This is a genomic window from Bacteroidota bacterium (genome assembly GCA_026391695.1).
Lineage (GTDB): Bacteria > Bacteroidota > Bacteroidia > Bacteroidales > JAGONC01 > JAPLDP01.
Map to the genome: position 1 here is coordinate 53,069 of JAPLDP010000068.1, position 17,952 is coordinate 71,020.

The following is a 17,952-nucleotide window of genomic DNA, read 5'->3' on the forward strand; positions in this document are numbered from 1 at the left end:
GGTTTGTTTAGATCCGTTCAAATAGCGGGTAAAGATATGATAAATGCAAAATAAATAAAAGGATTAACAAGTTTTCGGTTGGAGCAGGTCAGTTACCGGCTACTATCGGAATATCTTGAACAGCTTATAGATGACTGATGACTTTCATGATTTGTTCCCTTTTTCTTCGCGATACAGGTATTTTAGCACCATCCGACATTTGTATATAACCTCCGTCATGTTTAAAATAAGTGGAAATATATTTTGTATTGACGAGGTGAGATTTATGAGTACGGATAAAATTGTGATCACGCAGCAGTTCCTCATTTTCTTTAAGCGTTTTGGATATCAGGAGTGACTTGCCGTCGGTGAAATAAAAGCGTGTATAATAATTATCCGATTCGCAACGGAGTATATGATCAACTTCCACAACATGAATCTTGTCGGCTGTTGACAAAACAATCTTGTGTGGTTTTTCACCCGGAGCCCGGATGTTTTCAAGCAGTACCTGTATGTTTTTATTGATCTGGGCTGTTATTTTCTTTTTCTCAGCCTTCTCAACCGAATTAATGAGTTCTTCAGGGATAACCGGTTTCAACAGGTAATCAAGTGCACTGTATTTTATAGCCTGAATGGCATACTGATCAAAAGCGGTCACAAAGATGATCTCAAAATCAATCTTTTTAAGTCCTTCCAGCAATTTAAATCCACTGCCGTCGGGCATCTGTATATCCAGGAAAACGATGTCAGGATGCTCCATATATATAGCTTCCAGGCCGGTTTGTACGCCATCAGCCTCCGAAATGACCTCGACTTGATGGCAATATCGTGATAACAGGGCTTTCAGCGTATCACGTGATGTCTTTTCGTCCTCGATAATAATTGCTTTTAACATGAAGATGTGTCTTATCGTGTAAAAGTAAATATTTTTTAATAAAGCATAGCAATGTTTTGAAGACCTGGCCAGACAATGATCAATTAACTTTCTCTATAAGCCATGCGTAATTCGACTCTGGTGCCGGTCGGATGATCATTCTCATCCTTCAGATCGATGACTTCAATCGAGAAGTTCTCATTATTTTTCCTGTGAAGAACCTCAAGACGTTCCATGGTGATCAGCATGCCTCTTGATTTGCGCTGCAAACCTGATTCCTTCTGGATCTGCATCGCTCTCTCCCTTCCTATTCCATTATCCTCAATGATCCATAGGATCGAGTTATCCTCTAATTTCAGTGCAATCTTTATATGTCGGTCACCTTTCTTATGCATAAGGCCATGAATGATAGCGTTCTCAACATAAGGCTGAACAATCATCGGTGGAACCTCTGTGAATTCTTCATCTATTGCAGGATCGACATGAATTGTATAGGTGAATTTATGCTCAAATCGTAACATCTCGATATCCAGATAATATCGTAAGGCCTTAAGTTCTTCTTCTATAGAAATGGTAGCTTCTGTGGAATGGGTGAGGATCAGCCTCATCAGCTGTGAGAATTTTCCAAGATAATTCACAGCCATATCAGTATTTTTTGTGAGAATGAAGCTCTGTATTGAATTTAATGTGTTGAAAATGAAATGAGGGTTCATTTGCAGGCGCAAGGCCTGTAATTCTGTATCATATAATTGTTTTTCGATAGCCAGAACTTTTTTCTCAACTTCATGACGATTGCGTATGATTCTGATTCGCCTGTTGATCAGATACCAGAGGGTGAATATGGCAACTAATAAAACCGGGATTAGGAAAAACCATGTATGATACCAGTGTGGTTTGATGATGATGGTCAGAGTAACACCTCTATCATCCCAAATCCCATCATTATTTGATCCCATGACCCGGAAGTAATAGATCCCGGGCCTGACATTTGTGTAATCGGCAAATCGTTTATCCGAGGTAACACTAGTCCACATCTTATCGTAATTTTCAAGGATGAACTGGTATTTGTTTTTAGCAGGATTAGTAAAATCCAGGGCTGAAAATTCGATGGTGAAAAAGTTGTTGTTGGCTGAAAGCCTGATCCTTTGTCCATCATTGAATTCACCTTCAATTTCGCGGTTGAAAACCTTGAAAGATGTGATAACGGTTTTAGGTTTCAAAGGGTTTGTTTTTATTTTTGAGGGTTGAAAGAGATTAAAACCGTTCATTCCTCCCACATACATTTCACCCTGGTCATTCTTATAGTAGGCACCCAGATTAAACTCATTACTTTGGAGTCCATCCTGAATGTCATAATTGATAAAGGTTTCTTTGCGAGGATCGAATTTGGATAATCCCCAATTGGTGGTCAGCCATAAGAAGCCATTTTCATCCTCCATGATGCTATATATGACATTATTGGGCAAACCATCTTTTTCGGTAAAGTATGAAAATTTACCCGATTCTTTATCAAAACGGTTTAATCCCCCGCCTTTGGTCCCTACCCAGAAAATTCCCCCTGAATCCTGGCACATGCAGAAAACCTCCCTGGCATTTGGTCCGTTAGGATGACCCTGTTCATAACGGAAAGAAACGAATTCATGAGTGTCCCTTTTATACAGGTTAAGCCCGTCGCCAGTTCCTAACCATAAGTTCTTTTCCCTGTCTTCATAAATAGTCCATATCAGGTTACTGCTAAGGCTTGTGGGATCTTCTGGATTATTTTTAAAGGAAATGAATTTGTTTGTTGCCCGGTCGAACAAGTTCAAACCACCATGTCCTGTGCCTATCCAGAGCAAACCAAAGCTGTCTTCATAGATCGACAGCACATTATTACTGCTAAGACTATGTTTATCCTTGAGATTATGTTGGTAGTGGGTAAATTTGCTTTTCAGCGGATCATAACATTCAAGACCATCATTTTGAGTGCCTATCCAGAGCAAACCCGATTTATCCCCGGTGATTACCCGGAGATTATCACTGACAAGGCTTTTGATATCGCCGGGGATGTGCATAATATGCCTGAACAGACCGGTCTTACGATCCAGTATATTAATACCGTTGTTTGTAGCAATCCAGACTTTCTGGTTTTTATCCTCATAAAGCGACATGATATAATTGCTGTTCAGGGAGTTATCATCATTGGAAATATTCCGGTACACCGAAAACTTACTGGCATGCCTGTTGAATTTATTAATGCCAATAAATGTACCGATCCATATAGTTCCAACGCGGTCTTCATAAATGCATAAAACTCGATTATCGCTCAAACTGTTCACATCATAACCCTGGCGGTCATATTGAACGGATTCGCCAGTTGAAGGATTAAAAATTTTCAATCCCTTACCATCTGTTCCTAACCATAAGAAGTGCTGACTGTCTTCATAGAGGGTGTTAATAACAAAAACATTTTGGTTTTCCGCGATTTCTGCCGGCTGAAAATAGTTATCAAAGGAAAAGTCGGTCAGATTAAGCTTTCCTAACCCTCTGTTGGTGCCAGTCCATAGGTTTCCATTATGATCGCATAAGATAGATTTTACAAAATTATCCGGTAAACTGTGATTATCATCCTGTTTATTATAGAGGCGGGTCACTATCAAGGTTTGTGTATCAAGCCGGATAAGGCCAATGCGAGTGGCAATCCAAAGAAACCCCTGACGGTCAAAGCATAGGCTGTTGATATAATTACTTTTAAGTGGCGTGTTATCTATCGGTTTATTCAAATAGGATTCAAACAGTCCGGTCTTCTTGTCGAATTTACTTAATCCACTCTGAGTACCAATCCAAAGGCAGCCTGTGCTGTCTTCGATGATAGCTGTGATGAAATCATTAACAAGGCTCCCTGGGTCGGATGGATTATGTTTGAATTCAGTGAAATCATTAATGGTTCTATCGTATTTGTCTAAACCTTCATCGGTGCCAATCCATAGATAGCCTTCACTATCCTCGATCATACAATTAACTGTCTGTCCGCTGATTTTATTTTCCTTGTCGAAAATAATGAACCTGTAGCCGTCATATTTATTTAAACCGTCCCATGTGCCAAACCACATGTATCCTGTTTTATCCTGGAGTATACACTGAATGGAATTTTGGGAAAGTCCCTTTTCAATTTTAATGTTTTCAGATGTTATTCTTTCGAATTTAATATTTTCAAGATCCTGGATCTGTGCTAAACCGGCAGGGACAGTGAGCAAAAAAATCCCAATCAGAGTAACTGATAAAGCGATTTTAATTATCCACCACCGTATCATAGCTGAAGTTTACGGGAATCTTAACATAAATTTATTCACAGCTAAATTACGATACGTAACTGAATGCGCTGCAAACCAGGTAAAAATTGCAGGAAAAAAACTGTTTTCGATTGGAGGACCTGACAAATGAATAATATCATTTCAATATATTACTTTTGCAGTTGACAAATAAATACATGTTAAAATCCATTTTCATTATTTCGCAAAGGATAATTACGGGAGGCGTGCTGTTATCCATTGTTCTGATATTACTTGTGATGCCTTTTTGTCATAAGAATAGCGGACCTGATATCCCTACAGCGTATGTGAATATCTATCTGCGTCCCAATAGCATGGATTATATTGAGGATGGAGGATGGGTATATGTTACAGCAAATACTCCCAGTCGCGGTATTATAGTTTACAGGTTATTTCATGAGAGTTTTAAAGCTTATGAACGAACTTGTACTTATGATCCGGACGGCTGTTGCACATCCTCGCCTGTTTATACCTGCTCCAGGCTTATTGTCGAACCATCCGGGCTCACAATCCTTGACACATGCTGCAATTCACAATTCCTGATCACCGATGGAACACCCTTTAACGGACCAGCAACCTATTCGCTGAAAGAATACAATACTGAATATGACGGTGAGGTGCTGCACATTTTTAATTAAAGTAAATAGTCGGCAGTCGGCAGTCAGCAGTAGACAGTCAGCAGTAGTCAATCACTTAAGAAGTAAAATACAATCCTGAGAAAAGTCAGTATCGGGGATCATCATTTGCCAATCAGTACCTGTAATGTTCCGGCTTATAGGGTCCCTCCTGAGGTACACCAATGTAATCAGCCTGTTCTTTAGTAAGTTTTGTGAGTTTAATCCCCAGTTGGTCAAGATGTAAACGGGCAACTTCTTCATCGAGATGTTTGGGTAACCGGTAAACGCCAATAGCATATTTATTCTTCCATAGCTCAATCTGTGCGAGGACCTGGTTTGAGAACGAATTACTCATGACAAAGGAAGGATGTCCCTGAGCGCAGCCCAGGTTCACAAGCCTACCTTCAGCCAGTAAGTATATGGCGTGGCCATCAGGAAACAGGTATTTGTCGACCTGAGGTTTGATGTTTATGATCTTTATACCGGGATAACTATTCAGTTCAGAAACCTGGATCTCATTGTCAAAATGACCGATGTTGCAAACGATCGATTGATCTTTCATTCTGAGCATGTGACTAAGGGTGATGACATCACGATTTCCTGTAGCGGTCACAAAGATATTTCCTACCTTTAAGGTTTCCTCAACTGTAGTGACTTCAAATCCTTCCATGGCAGCCTGCAGTGCGCAGATTGGATCGATCTCGGTTATCATCACCCGGGCGCCATAGGATCTCATCGATTTAGCCGAGCCTTTGCCAACATCACCATAACCGCATACCACAACCACTTTCCCTGCTATCATCACATCAGTAGCTCTTTTAATGCCATCGGCAAGCGATTCGCGACATCCGTAAAGGTTATCAAACTTTGACTTTGTCACCGAATCATTGACATTGATGGCAGGTGCCAGAAGAGTACCATTTTCCATCATTTGGTAAAGGCGGTGAACACCGGTGGTTGTTTCCTCAGATATCCCTGCTAATTCTTTAACGGCTCTGTGCCATCTGAGAGGATTTTCAATATATATCTCCTGCAACTGTTTAATAATGGCTGTTTCTTCTGCATTTTCAGGATCTTTTTTCAGCAGCTCAGGATTTTCCTCAGCAGCATAACCGCGATGCACCAAGAGGGTAGCATCACCACCGTCATCAACAATAAGGGTAGGACCTTTTCCTCCGGGGAAAGACAAAGCCTGGGCTGTACACCACCAGTAATCTTCAAGGCTTTCACCTTTCCAGGCAAATACCGGGATACCTTTGACTGCAACGGCTGCGGCGGCATGATCCTGTGTGGAGAAAATGTTACAGCTGGCCCATCTGACTTCGGCACCAAGTTCAGCAAGGGTTTCAATTAGTACTGCCGTCTCAATGGTCATGTGTAACGAACCTGATATTCTGGCACTTTTCAGCGGTTTTTCCTGTGAATAACGATTTCGTAAGGTCATCAGACCCGGCATTTCCTTCTCGGCCATCTCCATTTCTTTCCTGCCCCAGTCAGCCAGGGTGATATCTTTCACTCGATAATTTAATTTCTTTCCTTCCATTACGTGTTCCATAGCCCCGGTTTATTTATAATAAGTTTAAATTACATATCTTTGCCGCTGCAAAGGTAATAATATACGGAGAAAAGAAAAAATTTACCGGATATAAGTAAGGAACGGTGAGAATGGCACTTGCAGACTGCCGACTGCTGACTGTTTCCAGACCGCAATAAATGATCAATAGGAGTATATATAGTGAATTAACCCACCGCATCCTGGTTCTTGATGGTGCCATGGGAACGATGATACAACGGTATCGCTTGACTGAGGAGGATTTCCGTGGTGTGCGGTTTGCAGGTCATCACAAAGCACTCAAGGGATGCAATGATCTCCTTAGTCTCACTGAACCGGAAATTATAAGGGAAATTCACCGACAGTACCTTGAAGCAGGAGCAGATATTATCGAAACGAATACGTTCAATGCGACACGGATATCCATGGCCGAATACGGGATGGAACCACATGTTTATGAGATGAACGTAGCTGCAGCCCGGCTGGCAATAGAAACTGCTCATGAATTCACACTTAAAGATCCATTAAAGCCGCGTTTTGTGGCAGGCTCCATCGGACCAACCAGCAAAACGGCATCGATGTCTCCCGACGTAAACAATCCAGGCTACCGGGCTGTCACTTTTGATGATTTTGTCATAAGTTATGCCGAACAGGTCAGAGGTCTATTGGATGAGGGTGTGGATATGCTTCTTGTGGAAACCATTTTTGATACATTGAATGCCAAAGCGGCATTGTTTGCCATTAATGAAGTAGCCAGGGAAAAAAGTGTACATGTGCCGGTGATGATCTCAGGCACCATCACTGATGCAAGCGGCAGGACACTGTCAGGTCAGACAGTGGAGGCATTCCTGTACTCCATGTCGCACATCGAATTATTATCCATTGGATTGAACTGTTCTCTTGGGGCCAAAGAAATGCGGCCTTACCTTGAGGTTTTATCACAGATAGCTCCCTTTCCTGTCAGCGCATATCCTAATGCCGGATTACCGAATCAATTCGGGGAATATGATGAAACTCCAGAGCAGATGTCCGGTTATTTAAGGGATTTTGCACAGAACCGTTTCGTCAATATCATTGGTGGCTGTTGTGGAACTACCCCTGATCACATTCGGGAACTTTCACGCATAGCCGGAGAATATAAGCCCAGGGAGATACCTTCTGTAGCAAAAGCTCTTCATCTCAGCGGGCTGGAGCCACTGCTGATCTATAAGGGCAGCAATTTTATCAACATAGGAGAGCGGACAAATGTGAGTGGATCGCGTAAGTTTGCCCGGCTGATACAGGAAAAGAACTATGAAGAGGCATTATCTGTTGCCCGTCAGCAGGTAGAAAGCGGGGCACAAATTCTGGATGTGAACCTTGACGATGCCATGCTGAATACAGAACACGAAATGATCAAATTTCTGAATATGCTGGCCTCTGAACCCGATATAGCAAAGGTTCCTGTTATGATTGACTCCTCCAAATGGTCGGTTCTTGAAGCTGGGCTGAAATGCCTGCAGGGTAAAGGAATTGTCAACTCGCTCAGCCTGAAGGACGGTGAAACGGTCTTTAAAGACAGAGCGGAAAAAATCAGGAATTATGGCGCTGCTGCTATCATAATGGCTTTTGATGAACAGGGGCAGGCCACTTCCTATCAGCAAAAAATCGACATCTGTAAAAGAGCGTACGACATTCTTGTCAAAGATGTCAAATTTCCTCCCCAGGATATTATCTTCGATCCCAATATCTTGACCATTGCCACTGGCATGGAAGAACATAATAACTATGCTGTCGATTTCATCAAAGCTGTCCGCTGGATCAAAGAAAACCTTCCCTATGCCAAGGTAAGCGGCGGTGTCAGTAACCTGTCATTTTCCTTCCGTGGCAACGATACTGTGCGTGAGACCATGCATGCTGTATTTCTTTACCATGCTATCCAGGCCGGACTGGATATGGGCATCGTCAATGCAGGCAACCTGCCGGTTTATGATGATATTTCTCCCGATCTTTTGACACTTATGGAGGATGTGATTCTCAACCGCCGTAAAGACGCTACAGAAAGGCTGATTCTTTTTGCTGAAAAAATCCGTGGGAAGCATATCGGAACGGATAAAGTGGATAAGTGGCGACAGGATACAGTAGAGGAACGGCTGAAATATGCTCTGATAAAGGGTATTGTTGATCATATTGAAGCTGACGTTGAAGAGGCGCGCATGCATTATCCCAGGGCTCTTGATGTCATAGAAGGCCCGCTGATGGACGGCATGAATACTGTCGGTGACCTGTTTGGCTCTGGTAAGATGTTCCTGCCGCAGGTGGTTAAAAGCGCCAGGGTGATGAAAAAGGCGGTCGCTGTTCTCGCCCCATATATTGAAGCTGAAAAAATCGCCGGCGAGAGACAATCATCAGCAGGCAAGATCGTGCTGGCAACGGTGAAAGGTGATGTGCATGACATCGGTAAAAATATTGTGGGCGTGGTATTGGGGTGTAATAATTATGAGATCATTGACCTGGGTGTGATGGTGCCGTGTGAAAAGATACTTCAGTCCGCTGTAGATGAGGATGCAGACATCATTGGACTAAGCGGGCTTATAACGCCTTCCCTCGATGAGATGGTGCACGTGGCAAAGGAGATGGAAAGACTTGGTTTTACTGTCCCTCTTCTGATCGGAGGTGCAACAACATCGGAGCTGCACGCTGCAGTGAAGATTGCACCAAATTATTCCGGTCCTGTCATCCATGTACGCGATGCCTCAAAAAGCGTCGGAGTTTTGTATGGACTGATGTCGAAGCAACAGCATTCTGTTTTCGCCAACACTTACAGGGAACGTTATCATGCCCTTAGAATACGATACGAAGCCGGCAAAGCGGATGAGAAATATGTCACCCTGCAACAGGCAAGGGCTAATAAAATCAGGATCACATGGGGAAAAGCATCTGTTGTTAAACCATCATTTACAGGTGTCAGGGCATTCCGGAATTTTTCACTTGAAGAACTCAGCCGGTATATTGACTGGACCTTCTTTTTTCATACCTGGAAACTGACAGGGAAATACCCTTCCATTTTTAATGATCCGGTAAAAGGTGAGGAAGCGCGGAAACTATATGATGATGCACAGGAGGTTCTGAGAGAAATGATCAGTAAAAAGATGGTCATTGCGAATGGGGTCATTGGCTTTTATCCGGCTAATTCCACAGGTGATGATATCGAAGTTTATAAGGATGAGGATCGTTCTGAAATTCTCACAGTTTTCCATTTTTTACGCAACCAGCAGTTTAAAGAGAATGCATCGGCTAATCTCTGCCTTGCCGATTTCATTGCACCTAAAGAATCAGGTTTGACCGATTATATTGGCGGTTTTGGAGTGACTGCTGGCATCGGGATTGAAAAATGGGTGAAATATTACGAAGGCCAGAATAATGATTACCGGAGCATCATGCTTAAAATCCTTGCCGACAGGCTGGCCGAAGCTTTTGCTGAACGTATGCATGAGATGGTGCGAAAAGATATATGGGGTTATGCCAGGGATGAAGACCTCAGCCTGAATGGCATGCTTAAAGAAGAATATAAAGGTATCAGACCGGCGCCGGGCTATCCGGCTTGTCCGGAACATTCGGAGAAGCGTATTTTATTCGACCTCCTGGAAACAGAGAAAATAGCCGGGATACAGCTTACAGAGAACTTTATGATGATCCCTGGAGCAGCGTTGAGCGGATTCTATTTTGCGCATACACAGGCTCATTATTTTAACCTTGGTAAAATAGGCAGGGACCAGGTTGAAGATTATGCCCGCCGGAAAAATGTCACCATTGAACAGGCTGAGAAATGGTTATCGTCAAATTTATATTATTGAAGCATGAAGGTAATCGAACATTTGAAAAAGACTGGTAAGATCCTTTTCAGTTTTGAGATCATTCCTCCTGCACGTGGCAGCAGTTTTAAGGATATCACAGATATTGTGGAGAAGCTGCAGCCTTTTGACCCTCCCTTTATTGATGTCACCAGCCATTCTGCCGAAGCAATCTATGAGGAAATGGATGATGGCTCCATCAAACGGAGGATAAGGAGGAAAAGACCAGGCACCATTGGTATTTCAGGAGTTATTCAATACCGCTACAACATCGACTCTGTTGCACACTTGTTATGTCAGGGTTTTACCAAGGAAGAAACCGAGGACGCCCTGATTGAACTGAATTACCTGGGTATCCGGAATGTATTTGCCCTGAGGGGCGATGAGACCAACTTTATTAAACCTATCAACAAGGAAAAGAATTATAACGATCATGCCTCCGACCTGGTTGAACAGATCAGCAATCTACGTGAAGGTCAGTATCTGGAGGATATTTTAAATTCCCACTCTATAGATTTCTGCATCGGAGTTGCCGGTTATCCTGAAAAGCACTATGAAGCGCCGAACATCAAGACCGATATACTTTACCTGAAGAAGAAGATCGATGCCGGAGCTGATTACGTGGTAACACAGATGTTTTTCGATAACAGGCTCTATTTCAATTTCATTAAGAGATGCCGCGAAGCCGGTATCACCGTTCCCATCCTTCCCGGTTTGAAGATATTAAACAGTACAAAACAGCTAACCACCATCCCCCGGAAATTTCATGTGAACTTTCCTGACGAGCTTGTGGATCTACTCCTGAAGAATCCGGATAATGCCAGGGAAATCGGCATCGAATGGGGCATCAGGCAATCGAAAGACCTCATCAAAAATGGTGTTAATCATTTGCATTATTATGTAATGAATGATGCCGAGGCTATAAGCCAGGTTATCGATAGTGTCAGGTAAGTTGCGGGACACAGGTTGAGCGAAGAGTAACTGAGCGAAATCCCGCCAAAGGCGGGGTTGTTGGTTGCAGAAAACATGGTAACCATAAATCTGTAATCTTTATTTCCAAATCATAAATCTTCCTATTTTTATTCCCAAATACCCCAAAATAAGTTTATCATGAAACCTTTTACCAGAATTATCATTTTAGTTTTTGTACTATTCGTTCAACAAACTCTTTATGCGCAGGATAAACTGTTCACCATTGAGGATGCCAGTGGCATGAACGAGGCCTTGAGGCCTAAAACACTGCAAAACCTGCAGTGGAGAGCCAACAGCGACCTGTTTGCATGGATTGCCGCCAACAGTCTTCTATCAGGAAATGTCATGGATGAAAAACGGGACACTCTTCTTAAGCTTGAAGTTCTCAATCCATTGGTCATTAATGCAGGAGGAGATACATTAAAACGGTTTCCTTCAGTGACATGGATTGAAGCTGACAAATTCATGTTTATTACTAAGAATAAACTATTTGTTTTTGATCTTATCACAAAAGAGATCAAAAAAGTCAATGACTATGATGAAAAAGGGGAGAACAGGGATATTGATCCCACCACCTTTGCTGTGGCCTTTACCAGGGAGAATAATCTGTTTATAGCTCTAAACGGTGAGGAGATAAGGGTTACAGGTGATGAAAATAAGGGCATCGTAAATGGCCTGACAGTACATCGAAATGAATTTGGCATTTATAAGGGCACATTTTGGTCGCCGAAAGGCAACTATCTGGCCTTTTACAGGATGGATGAAACCATGGTCACCGATTACCCGCTTGTTGATATTGAATCCCGACCTGCTGAGGTTAAAAGCACAAAATACCCCATGGCCGGGATGACCAGCCACCAGGTTACCGTTGGCGTCTTAAATCCTCAAACAAATGAAAAGATATTCCTGAAGACCGGTGAACCTGTCGACCAATATTTGACCAACATTACATGGAGCCCGGATGAAAAATTTATCTATATCGCCGTCCTGAACCGCGACCAGAATCATTTGAAACTGAACAGGTACAATGTTGTCACTGGTGATTTGGATAAAACCCTTTTTGAGGAGAGTGATAAGGAATATGTAGAGCCCTTGCACGGACTTTATTTCCTGCAAAGTAATCCCGGTCAGTTCCTGTGGTTCAGCCAGAGAGACGGTCACAATCAGCTTTTCCTTTACGACACGGATGGTAACTTGATAAAGCAGGTCACACAGGGTGCATGGGATGTGAGCGAGTTACTCGGAACAGATCCAAAAGGCCAGAAGGTCTTTTATATTTCGAATCAGGAAAATCCTGTTGAGCAACACATCTATTCTGTCGATCTTAACACCAGTCGTTCTTCCAGGCTTTCCTCTGTTAAAGGCACACATAACGCACAGCTCAGCAGTGATGGCAAATATGTCATCGATACATACAGCAGCCTGAGCAGCAAGATTTCCCTGGAATATGCGCTTATTGATGAAAAGGGCAAGGTCAAGCAGATATTACTTCAGAATTCTAATCCGCTTAAGGAGTATAAGTTGGGAGAAACGACCATTTTCACAATAAAAAGTAAAGGTGGCGATGATCTGTATTGCCGGATGATCAAACCTGTTGATTTTGATCCGGCTAAAAAGTACCCTGTTATCGTTTATGTTTACGGAGGGCCTCATTCACAGCTTGTGACTGATTCATGGCTCGGCGCTGCCGGATTATTTTTAAATTACCTGGCGCAGCAGGGATTTGTGGTGTTCACGCTGGATAACAGGGGCACTACGAACCGTGGAATTGATTTCGAGCAGGCCACTTTCCGGCAGTTGGGTGTGGTGGAAGCTGACGACCAGATGCAGGGCATCATTTATCTGAAGACACTTTCGTTTGTGGATTCCGATCGTATTGGTGTAACGGGTTGGAGTTATGGTGGATTTATGACCATTAACTTGATGTTGCGATATCCGGATGTCTTCAGGGCAGGCTGTTGCGGTGGGCCTGTTACCGACTGGAAATACTACGAGGTGATGTATGGCGAACGGTATATGGACACCCCTCTGGATAACCCGAAAGGGTATGAGGAAACCTCACTTCTGAATAAAGCCGGTAATCTGAAAGGCAAGTTGTTGATCATCCACGGTACAATAGACCCCACTGTTGTCTGGCAAAATAGCCTGCAATTTCTGAAAAGCTGCATTGATGCCGGTGTACAGGTGGATTATTTCGTTTATCCCGGTCATGAGCATGGAGTTGGTGGGAAAGATAGGGTACACTTAAATAAGAAAATGGCTGAATATTTAATTGAAAACCTCAAATAAGCTGGATGATTTCTGATAAATGATTAACGATATTTGATTTTTGATTTTTTACAATATAAATCATAAATCAAATATCAGCTATCGTTAATCTTAAATGAAGAATCCCGGCTTTAGCCGGGATTCGCCGAGCCACTCAAGGGATTCGAACCCTCGACCTATTCATTACGAGTGAATTGCTCTACCAGCTGAGCTAAAGTGGCATAGGTGGTGCAAAAATACGATTTATTTCATAAAATAATAAAGGATGCCATTTTTGGGAAAGATGGTATCCTTTCGTTCTGGATGGCATCTCTTCAGAGAGATGACATCCGTGAATGACAAGTTTTAATGAGTCTTTTTCTCCAGAAGTTGCCAATTGAGGTTGGAACCGATGTTGGGATTGAAACTCGGATCTTCTGCAACAATATATTCGCCGAGCGGATTGCTCCATGCGTTGTCATAACCTGATGGCAGTTCTACCGGTTTACCTGCTACAGGGTCATAATATTCATCCACGCCACGTATATACTGGCTGAAGTTCTCAGAGATCCTGTCACCTATGGCATCACGTTCATAATACTGCTGCATGTTTTCCTCCCTGATCTGATCGCTGGTTTGTGCCAGCATACGGCTCAGTTCACCAATGCTGTGGATTTGCTTGATCTGTTGCTGAATAAGGAACTCGGTGAACTGAACATATTTATTGTACCAGTTCGGATTCACATGAAATGAATTGGTGATGGTTTCAAATATCTTAGCCACATTGGCACCCTGGCCTTTTTCAGCTTTATAGGAAAAAATATAATCCACCGTCCAGTTGGTATTATATACGATTTGTCCCCATGACTGAATGGGGAAGCTGTAGGATTCGACAACCGCATAAATCTCCTCTTCCATGGTTTTGCCATTCTCGGTATATTCAATCCTGATTTTACCGGCCTCAGCATTCGCAATTATGCCTCCCTGGGATTGCTGTGTGGCTTTGATGGCATTGCCCAGTTCAGGGACTGCCTGTTCGCTGATGACCGTCATATTAACTTTATTTCCGCGGAAACGTGGTATTACGACCTGACGTAATGCCTGTGCGGCAGTCATCTGAGGACGGACTTCCATTCCAAAATACTTTGATCCAATCGGGAACATGGAAAGAACGGTCTGGTTTGTACCCCAAAAGAAGGATTGGTTGGGGAAAACCTCAAATTCCTCGGAGCCTTTGGGATTGCTGACCTTTAAAGCAGCTGTTGCCGGCATACCCGGATTATCAAGCATCCAAATAATGCCGCCGTCACATACCCAGTCTACAGGCATCAGGAAGCTGAAAGCCTCCGTACCTGTTCCCTGCTGGTCAACCATGCTGTACCGTTTAAATTTATAGATTTTACCCTCCTTTTGAGGAGATTCATCTCCGGCAGCACCTTTGGGTACCTGGCCGGCTTTACTGTTGCACATCATAAAAGAAATGGTAAAAACAAGAAGCGATAAAAAAAAGGACGTTCGTTTCATGATTTGATCCTCCGGATATTGTTTGAATGGAACTGATGAGTCAAACAAATATACTAAGTTTCGAAAAGGAATTCAAGAAAAAATTATTTAGCCCGGAAGGACTTTGTTAAAGTGCTGTTTCAGATAACAGTAAACTTTCCTTTATAAATTTCCCTGTTCCCAATGATAAGCCTGTAAAAATAGAATCCCGGATGGAATTCTTCCCTGATAATTGAGCCATTCGTCAAAAAGTACCTGAAGGGAGTCAATGGGATCAACACCTGGGACAGTAGATGGAACGATGAGTTCGCAATAGATTGTAGGTAAAAGCCGAATATCAGGTAGCTGGTGAAAACAAAAGGGTCATGAAATTTTCATCAATACCTTGGCTGTCCTTTATAAACCCTGGATATGCTTAAGGGGAAAATTTTCCCTGAAAAGGAAAACTGTCCTGATGTATTACCTTGCACTGTAGCATCAGCCTGGCCGTCATCAGTGATATACATGCTTACGTTATAGGATCCGACAGAAGCAAAGACCACAAAACTGACGTAGTAAGCATTGAAATGCTTTTTTTCCGTTTTTTTGAAGGTGTAATTATTGACTTTACCTTCAACAGTAAGCATACCTGTACCACCGAATCCGGCTCCTGATGTTGATCCAAGCTGAATGGTACTCGTTGTCGAATCAACAATAATGAAGTTTACCATTGAGTTGACCAAAATACGACTACCGGTTTTATTGTCAAGATAGTCAGCTTCCAGAACAAACCTGTGGTCTTCGATCATCGTTTTTGTGACCATTGCCATCCATTCCCTTTCTTTATCTTTCTGGGCTTTCCGCTCTACTTTTTTATCAACAGGTTTCTCGGTCTGTGAATAGGATACAACAGCCATGATCATGAAAATCATCCCGAATAATAACGTTTTCATAGTAAAAATCTTTAATATTTCATGCACACAAAATTATTATTTCTACGCTTCAAATGTTTATTTGACAGCAAGGATATTTCAATAGCTTAAAGTTTATTTTTGTTTTATTGAAAAAAGGAGTAACCGTTTAGCTGTTCTTTTTTATTTTTGCTTATACTAACTGTATTATTCTGTAAAGTCAGGCGCATTTTGGAGGTAGAGTATTGAAAAATAATTCAAGAAGCTTTTAACATGATCCGGATACACGTTGTGGGATGTGGACCGCTAACAGGTACAACGCTCATCACCAAAATGATGATTGCGTGTTTTGATATTGACTTATGCACGTCGCACGAAAACAGTATTTATGTATACCCCCCGCGTCTGGCCAATATTTTTCTTACAAAAATGCCGCAGAATCTGCTGGTCATCGAACCGCTATTGCGTGTGATGCCCAACTTATATGTCATCTATATGTTACGTGACCCACGGGATATGATTGTCAGCAAGCATAGCATGGACAAGGATAGATATTGGGCCTCCCTGACCTACTGGAAGACTTACACTCCTTATGGGCGTAAGCTTCAACCTCATCCACGCTTCATAACCATACGGTACGAGGACTTGGTCACACAACCTGACGTGGTACAGGAGTATCTGATGAAAAAAATGCCCTTTCTGGTGAAAAGGGACCTCTTCAGTAAATATCATGAATTGGCTCATCCATCTGAACAGTCGGAGGATGCATTAGGTGGGATCAGGCCTATTTCGTCATCGGGTATAGGCAACTGGCGTGAACATCTGCCCCGCGTTGCCGGTCAGCTTCAGATACATGGGTCAATCACAAATGACCTGATTGATTATGGATATGAAAAGGATGGTACATGGGAAAAGGAATTGGAAAGGATAGAGCCTGACCGGACTGCCAGTCACTGGCCGGAGCACTTTACAAAAGCCGGGCTAAAACGGAGGAAAAGGGGCAAATACTTCGGAATTGTGCCTGATATGCTTGGTCATTACCGGCTGACCCGCCCAGTGAGGTGGATGATAAACGTACTGTTCTGGAAGTTATCTGCATTATTATAAATTTTATTATGCTATCCAAAAAGACACGATATGCGATTTTAGCCCTTGTACGGTTAGCAAAAGAATCCGGCAAAGGAGCAATATTAATCAGTGATATTGCTAAAAGCGAACACTTACCTCAAAGGTTTCTTGAATTGATCCTCGTTGAGTTAAAAAAACTGGGTATTGTTGGGAGTAAACTGGGTAAATCGGGAGGATATTATTTGATAAAAGAGCCAGCAGAAGTTACTCTTTGGGCTATTGTCAGACACTTCGAGGGTCCTATTGCACTGGTTGCATGTGTATCAGAAAAGGCATATCAGCCATGTGAATTTTGTAAGGATGAAGCCACGTGTAATTTACGCTCGGTATTTAAAGAAATACGTGACAATACGTATAGCATTCTGAAAAAAACCACCCTTAAGGACTTGATATAACCGACAGAGATAGATCTTAATTCATTAGTAAAAGATTAAAATTTCTTTTCCTCTGATTCACAGAGCTTACCAATCCTTGTATATACTTTGTCCTGAATTGATTGGAATAAATCTTTATGACTTGATAAAAGCCTTGGACACACAAGCATTTTAAACACCGGGAAATATTTTTAAGGGTTTGACAATAAGAAACAAAGCCAGTTAATTACTTATCGTGCAAATCATTGAAATGAGATGAAATAAAATCCAAAACCGAGGTGTATTTTATATGGTTTTTTATTATATTTGTGGTTAACCTGGTCATCCTTAGCCCCCCGGAAAATAACCGGGAACACCCCAAGTGGATGAATAAATGGGGATCTGCCATTGTACATAACGTTGGACACCATATACTAAACTTATAACAACGATGAAAAATAAAATCTGTCTTTTATTTATACTCGTTAGCCTGACAGGTTTTGCTCAGGAAACTACAACTGAAATAAAATCACCTTTTATAATAAAAACTAATCTAACCTGAATTATTCATAAAAAAATGGAAAAGTTTGTTATCTCATTGATAATCATTATCTTTGAGGTGTATAAACTTTTAAACAAACTTTTCCATGAGTAAAGATACAAAAAGCCCAAATACCCATCTTGTTTCTGATA

General features: G+C 42.1%; 11 protein-coding genes and 1 tRNA gene. 6 read left to right on the top strand and 6 right to left on the bottom strand.

Annotation, left to right across the window (positions count from 1 at the left end; all coding sequences use genetic code 11):
* Nucleotides 1–124 precede the first annotated feature (124 nt).
* Together NT175_09145 and NT175_09150 are read right to left on the bottom strand one after the other, a co-directional pair.
* On the bottom strand, nucleotides 125–874 hold the full coding sequence (locus NT175_09145; GenBank protein MCX6234869.1) for a LytTR family DNA-binding domain-containing protein: 750 nt from the start codon (nucleotides 872–874) through the stop codon (nucleotides 125–127).
* An 83-nt stretch (nucleotides 875–957) separates the two neighbouring features.
* Entirely contained in the window at nucleotides 958–4,146 is a 3,189-nt protein-coding gene (locus NT175_09150) for a histidine kinase (GenBank protein MCX6234870.1), read from the bottom strand.
* A gap of 176 nt (nucleotides 4,147–4,322) precedes the next feature.
* On the opposite strand from NT175_09150, the gene NT175_09155 reads away from it, so the two are divergent.
* Nucleotides 4,323–4,802 (top strand): hypothetical protein, encoded by a 480-nt coding sequence (locus NT175_09155; GenBank protein ID MCX6234871.1) that lies wholly within the window; start codon nucleotides 4,323–4,325, stop codon nucleotides 4,800–4,802.
* A 112-nt stretch (nucleotides 4,803–4,914) separates the two neighbouring features.
* Here the strand turns inward: NT175_09155 and ahcY are convergent, their stop codons facing one another.
* Entirely contained in the window at nucleotides 4,915–6,324 is a 1,410-nt protein-coding gene (gene ahcY, locus NT175_09160) for an adenosylhomocysteinase (protein MCX6234872.1), read from the bottom strand.
* A 170-nt stretch (nucleotides 6,325–6,494) separates the two neighbouring features.
* Here ahcY and metH point away from each other — a divergent pair, with 170 nt between their 5' ends.
* The 3 genes from metH (at nucleotide 6,495) to NT175_09175 (ending at nucleotide 13,427) form a co-directional block, all read left to right on the top strand.
* Nucleotides 6,495–10,169: a methionine synthase gene (metH, locus tag NT175_09165; GenBank protein MCX6234873.1), complete on the top strand. Its 3,675-nt coding sequence runs from the start codon at nucleotides 6,495–6,497 to the stop codon at nucleotides 10,167–10,169.
* Nucleotides 10,170–10,172: 3 nt separating this feature from the next.
* Complete coding sequence (locus NT175_09170; protein MCX6234874.1) at nucleotides 10,173–11,117, top strand: methylenetetrahydrofolate reductase; 945 nt, start codon at nucleotides 10,173–10,175, stop codon at nucleotides 11,115–11,117.
* A gap of 159 nt (nucleotides 11,118–11,276) precedes the next feature.
* On the top strand, nucleotides 11,277–13,427 hold the full coding sequence (locus NT175_09175; GenBank protein ID MCX6234875.1) for a DPP IV N-terminal domain-containing protein: 2,151 nt from the start codon (nucleotides 11,277–11,279) through the stop codon (nucleotides 13,425–13,427).
* Between the two features lie 127 nt (nucleotides 13,428–13,554).
* Here the strand turns inward: NT175_09175 and NT175_09180 are convergent.
* From NT175_09180 to NT175_09190, 3 genes are all read right to left on the bottom strand, one after another.
* Nucleotides 13,555–13,627, bottom strand: a tRNA-Thr gene (locus tag NT175_09180).
* A 124-nt stretch (nucleotides 13,628–13,751) separates the two neighbouring features.
* On the bottom strand, nucleotides 13,752–14,909 hold the full coding sequence (locus NT175_09185; GenBank protein ID MCX6234876.1) for a hypothetical protein: 1,158 nt from the start codon (nucleotides 14,907–14,909) through the stop codon (nucleotides 13,752–13,754).
* A gap of 356 nt (nucleotides 14,910–15,265) precedes the next feature.
* Nucleotides 15,266–15,820, bottom strand: a complete 555-nt coding sequence (locus NT175_09190; protein ID MCX6234877.1) for a DUF4251 domain-containing protein — start codon at nucleotides 15,818–15,820, stop codon at nucleotides 15,266–15,268.
* Between the two features lie 231 nt (nucleotides 15,821–16,051).
* Between NT175_09190 and NT175_09195 the strand changes: the two genes are divergently transcribed.
* Both NT175_09195 and NT175_09200 read left to right on the top strand, forming a co-directional pair.
* A complete protein-coding gene (locus NT175_09195) occupies nucleotides 16,052–16,885 on the top strand; it encodes a sulfotransferase (protein ID MCX6234878.1) in 834 nt (277 codons plus the stop codon).
* A gap of 8 nt (nucleotides 16,886–16,893) precedes the next feature.
* Nucleotides 16,894–17,301 carry an Rrf2 family transcriptional regulator gene (locus tag NT175_09200; GenBank protein ID MCX6234879.1) on the top strand — a complete coding sequence of 136 codons (408 nt, stop codon included), beginning with the start codon at nucleotides 16,894–16,896 and terminating at the stop codon, nucleotides 17,299–17,301.
* Nucleotides 17,302–17,952 lie beyond the last annotated feature (651 nt).

Excerpts from the sequence above, each read along its gene's own strand:
- NT175_09145 (MCX6234869.1), bottom strand. The coding sequence starts at position 874 with ATGTTAAAAGCAATTATTATCGAGGACGAAAAGACATCACGTGATACG.
- NT175_09150 (MCX6234870.1), bottom strand. The coding sequence starts at position 4,146 with ATGATACGGTGGTGGATAATTAAAATCGCTTTATCAGTTACTCTGATT.
- NT175_09155 (MCX6234871.1), top strand. The coding sequence starts at position 4,323 with ATGTTAAAATCCATTTTCATTATTTCGCAAAGGATAATTACGGGAGGC.
- ahcY (MCX6234872.1), bottom strand. The coding sequence starts at position 6,324 with ATGGAAGGAAAGAAATTAAATTATCGAGTGAAAGATATCACCCTGGCT.
- metH (MCX6234873.1), top strand. The coding sequence starts at position 6,495 with ATGATCAATAGGAGTATATATAGTGAATTAACCCACCGCATCCTGGTT.
- NT175_09170 (MCX6234874.1), top strand. The coding sequence starts at position 10,173 with ATGAAGGTAATCGAACATTTGAAAAAGACTGGTAAGATCCTTTTCAGT.
- NT175_09175 (MCX6234875.1), top strand. The coding sequence starts at position 11,277 with ATGAAACCTTTTACCAGAATTATCATTTTAGTTTTTGTACTATTCGTT.
- NT175_09185 (MCX6234876.1), bottom strand. The coding sequence starts at position 14,909 with ATGAAACGAACGTCCTTTTTTTTATCGCTTCTTGTTTTTACCATTTCT.
- NT175_09190 (MCX6234877.1), bottom strand. The coding sequence starts at position 15,820 with ATGAAAACGTTATTATTCGGGATGATTTTCATGATCATGGCTGTTGTA.
- NT175_09195 (MCX6234878.1), top strand. The coding sequence starts at position 16,052 with ATGATCCGGATACACGTTGTGGGATGTGGACCGCTAACAGGTACAACG.
- NT175_09200 (MCX6234879.1), top strand. The coding sequence starts at position 16,894 with ATGCTATCCAAAAAGACACGATATGCGATTTTAGCCCTTGTACGGTTA.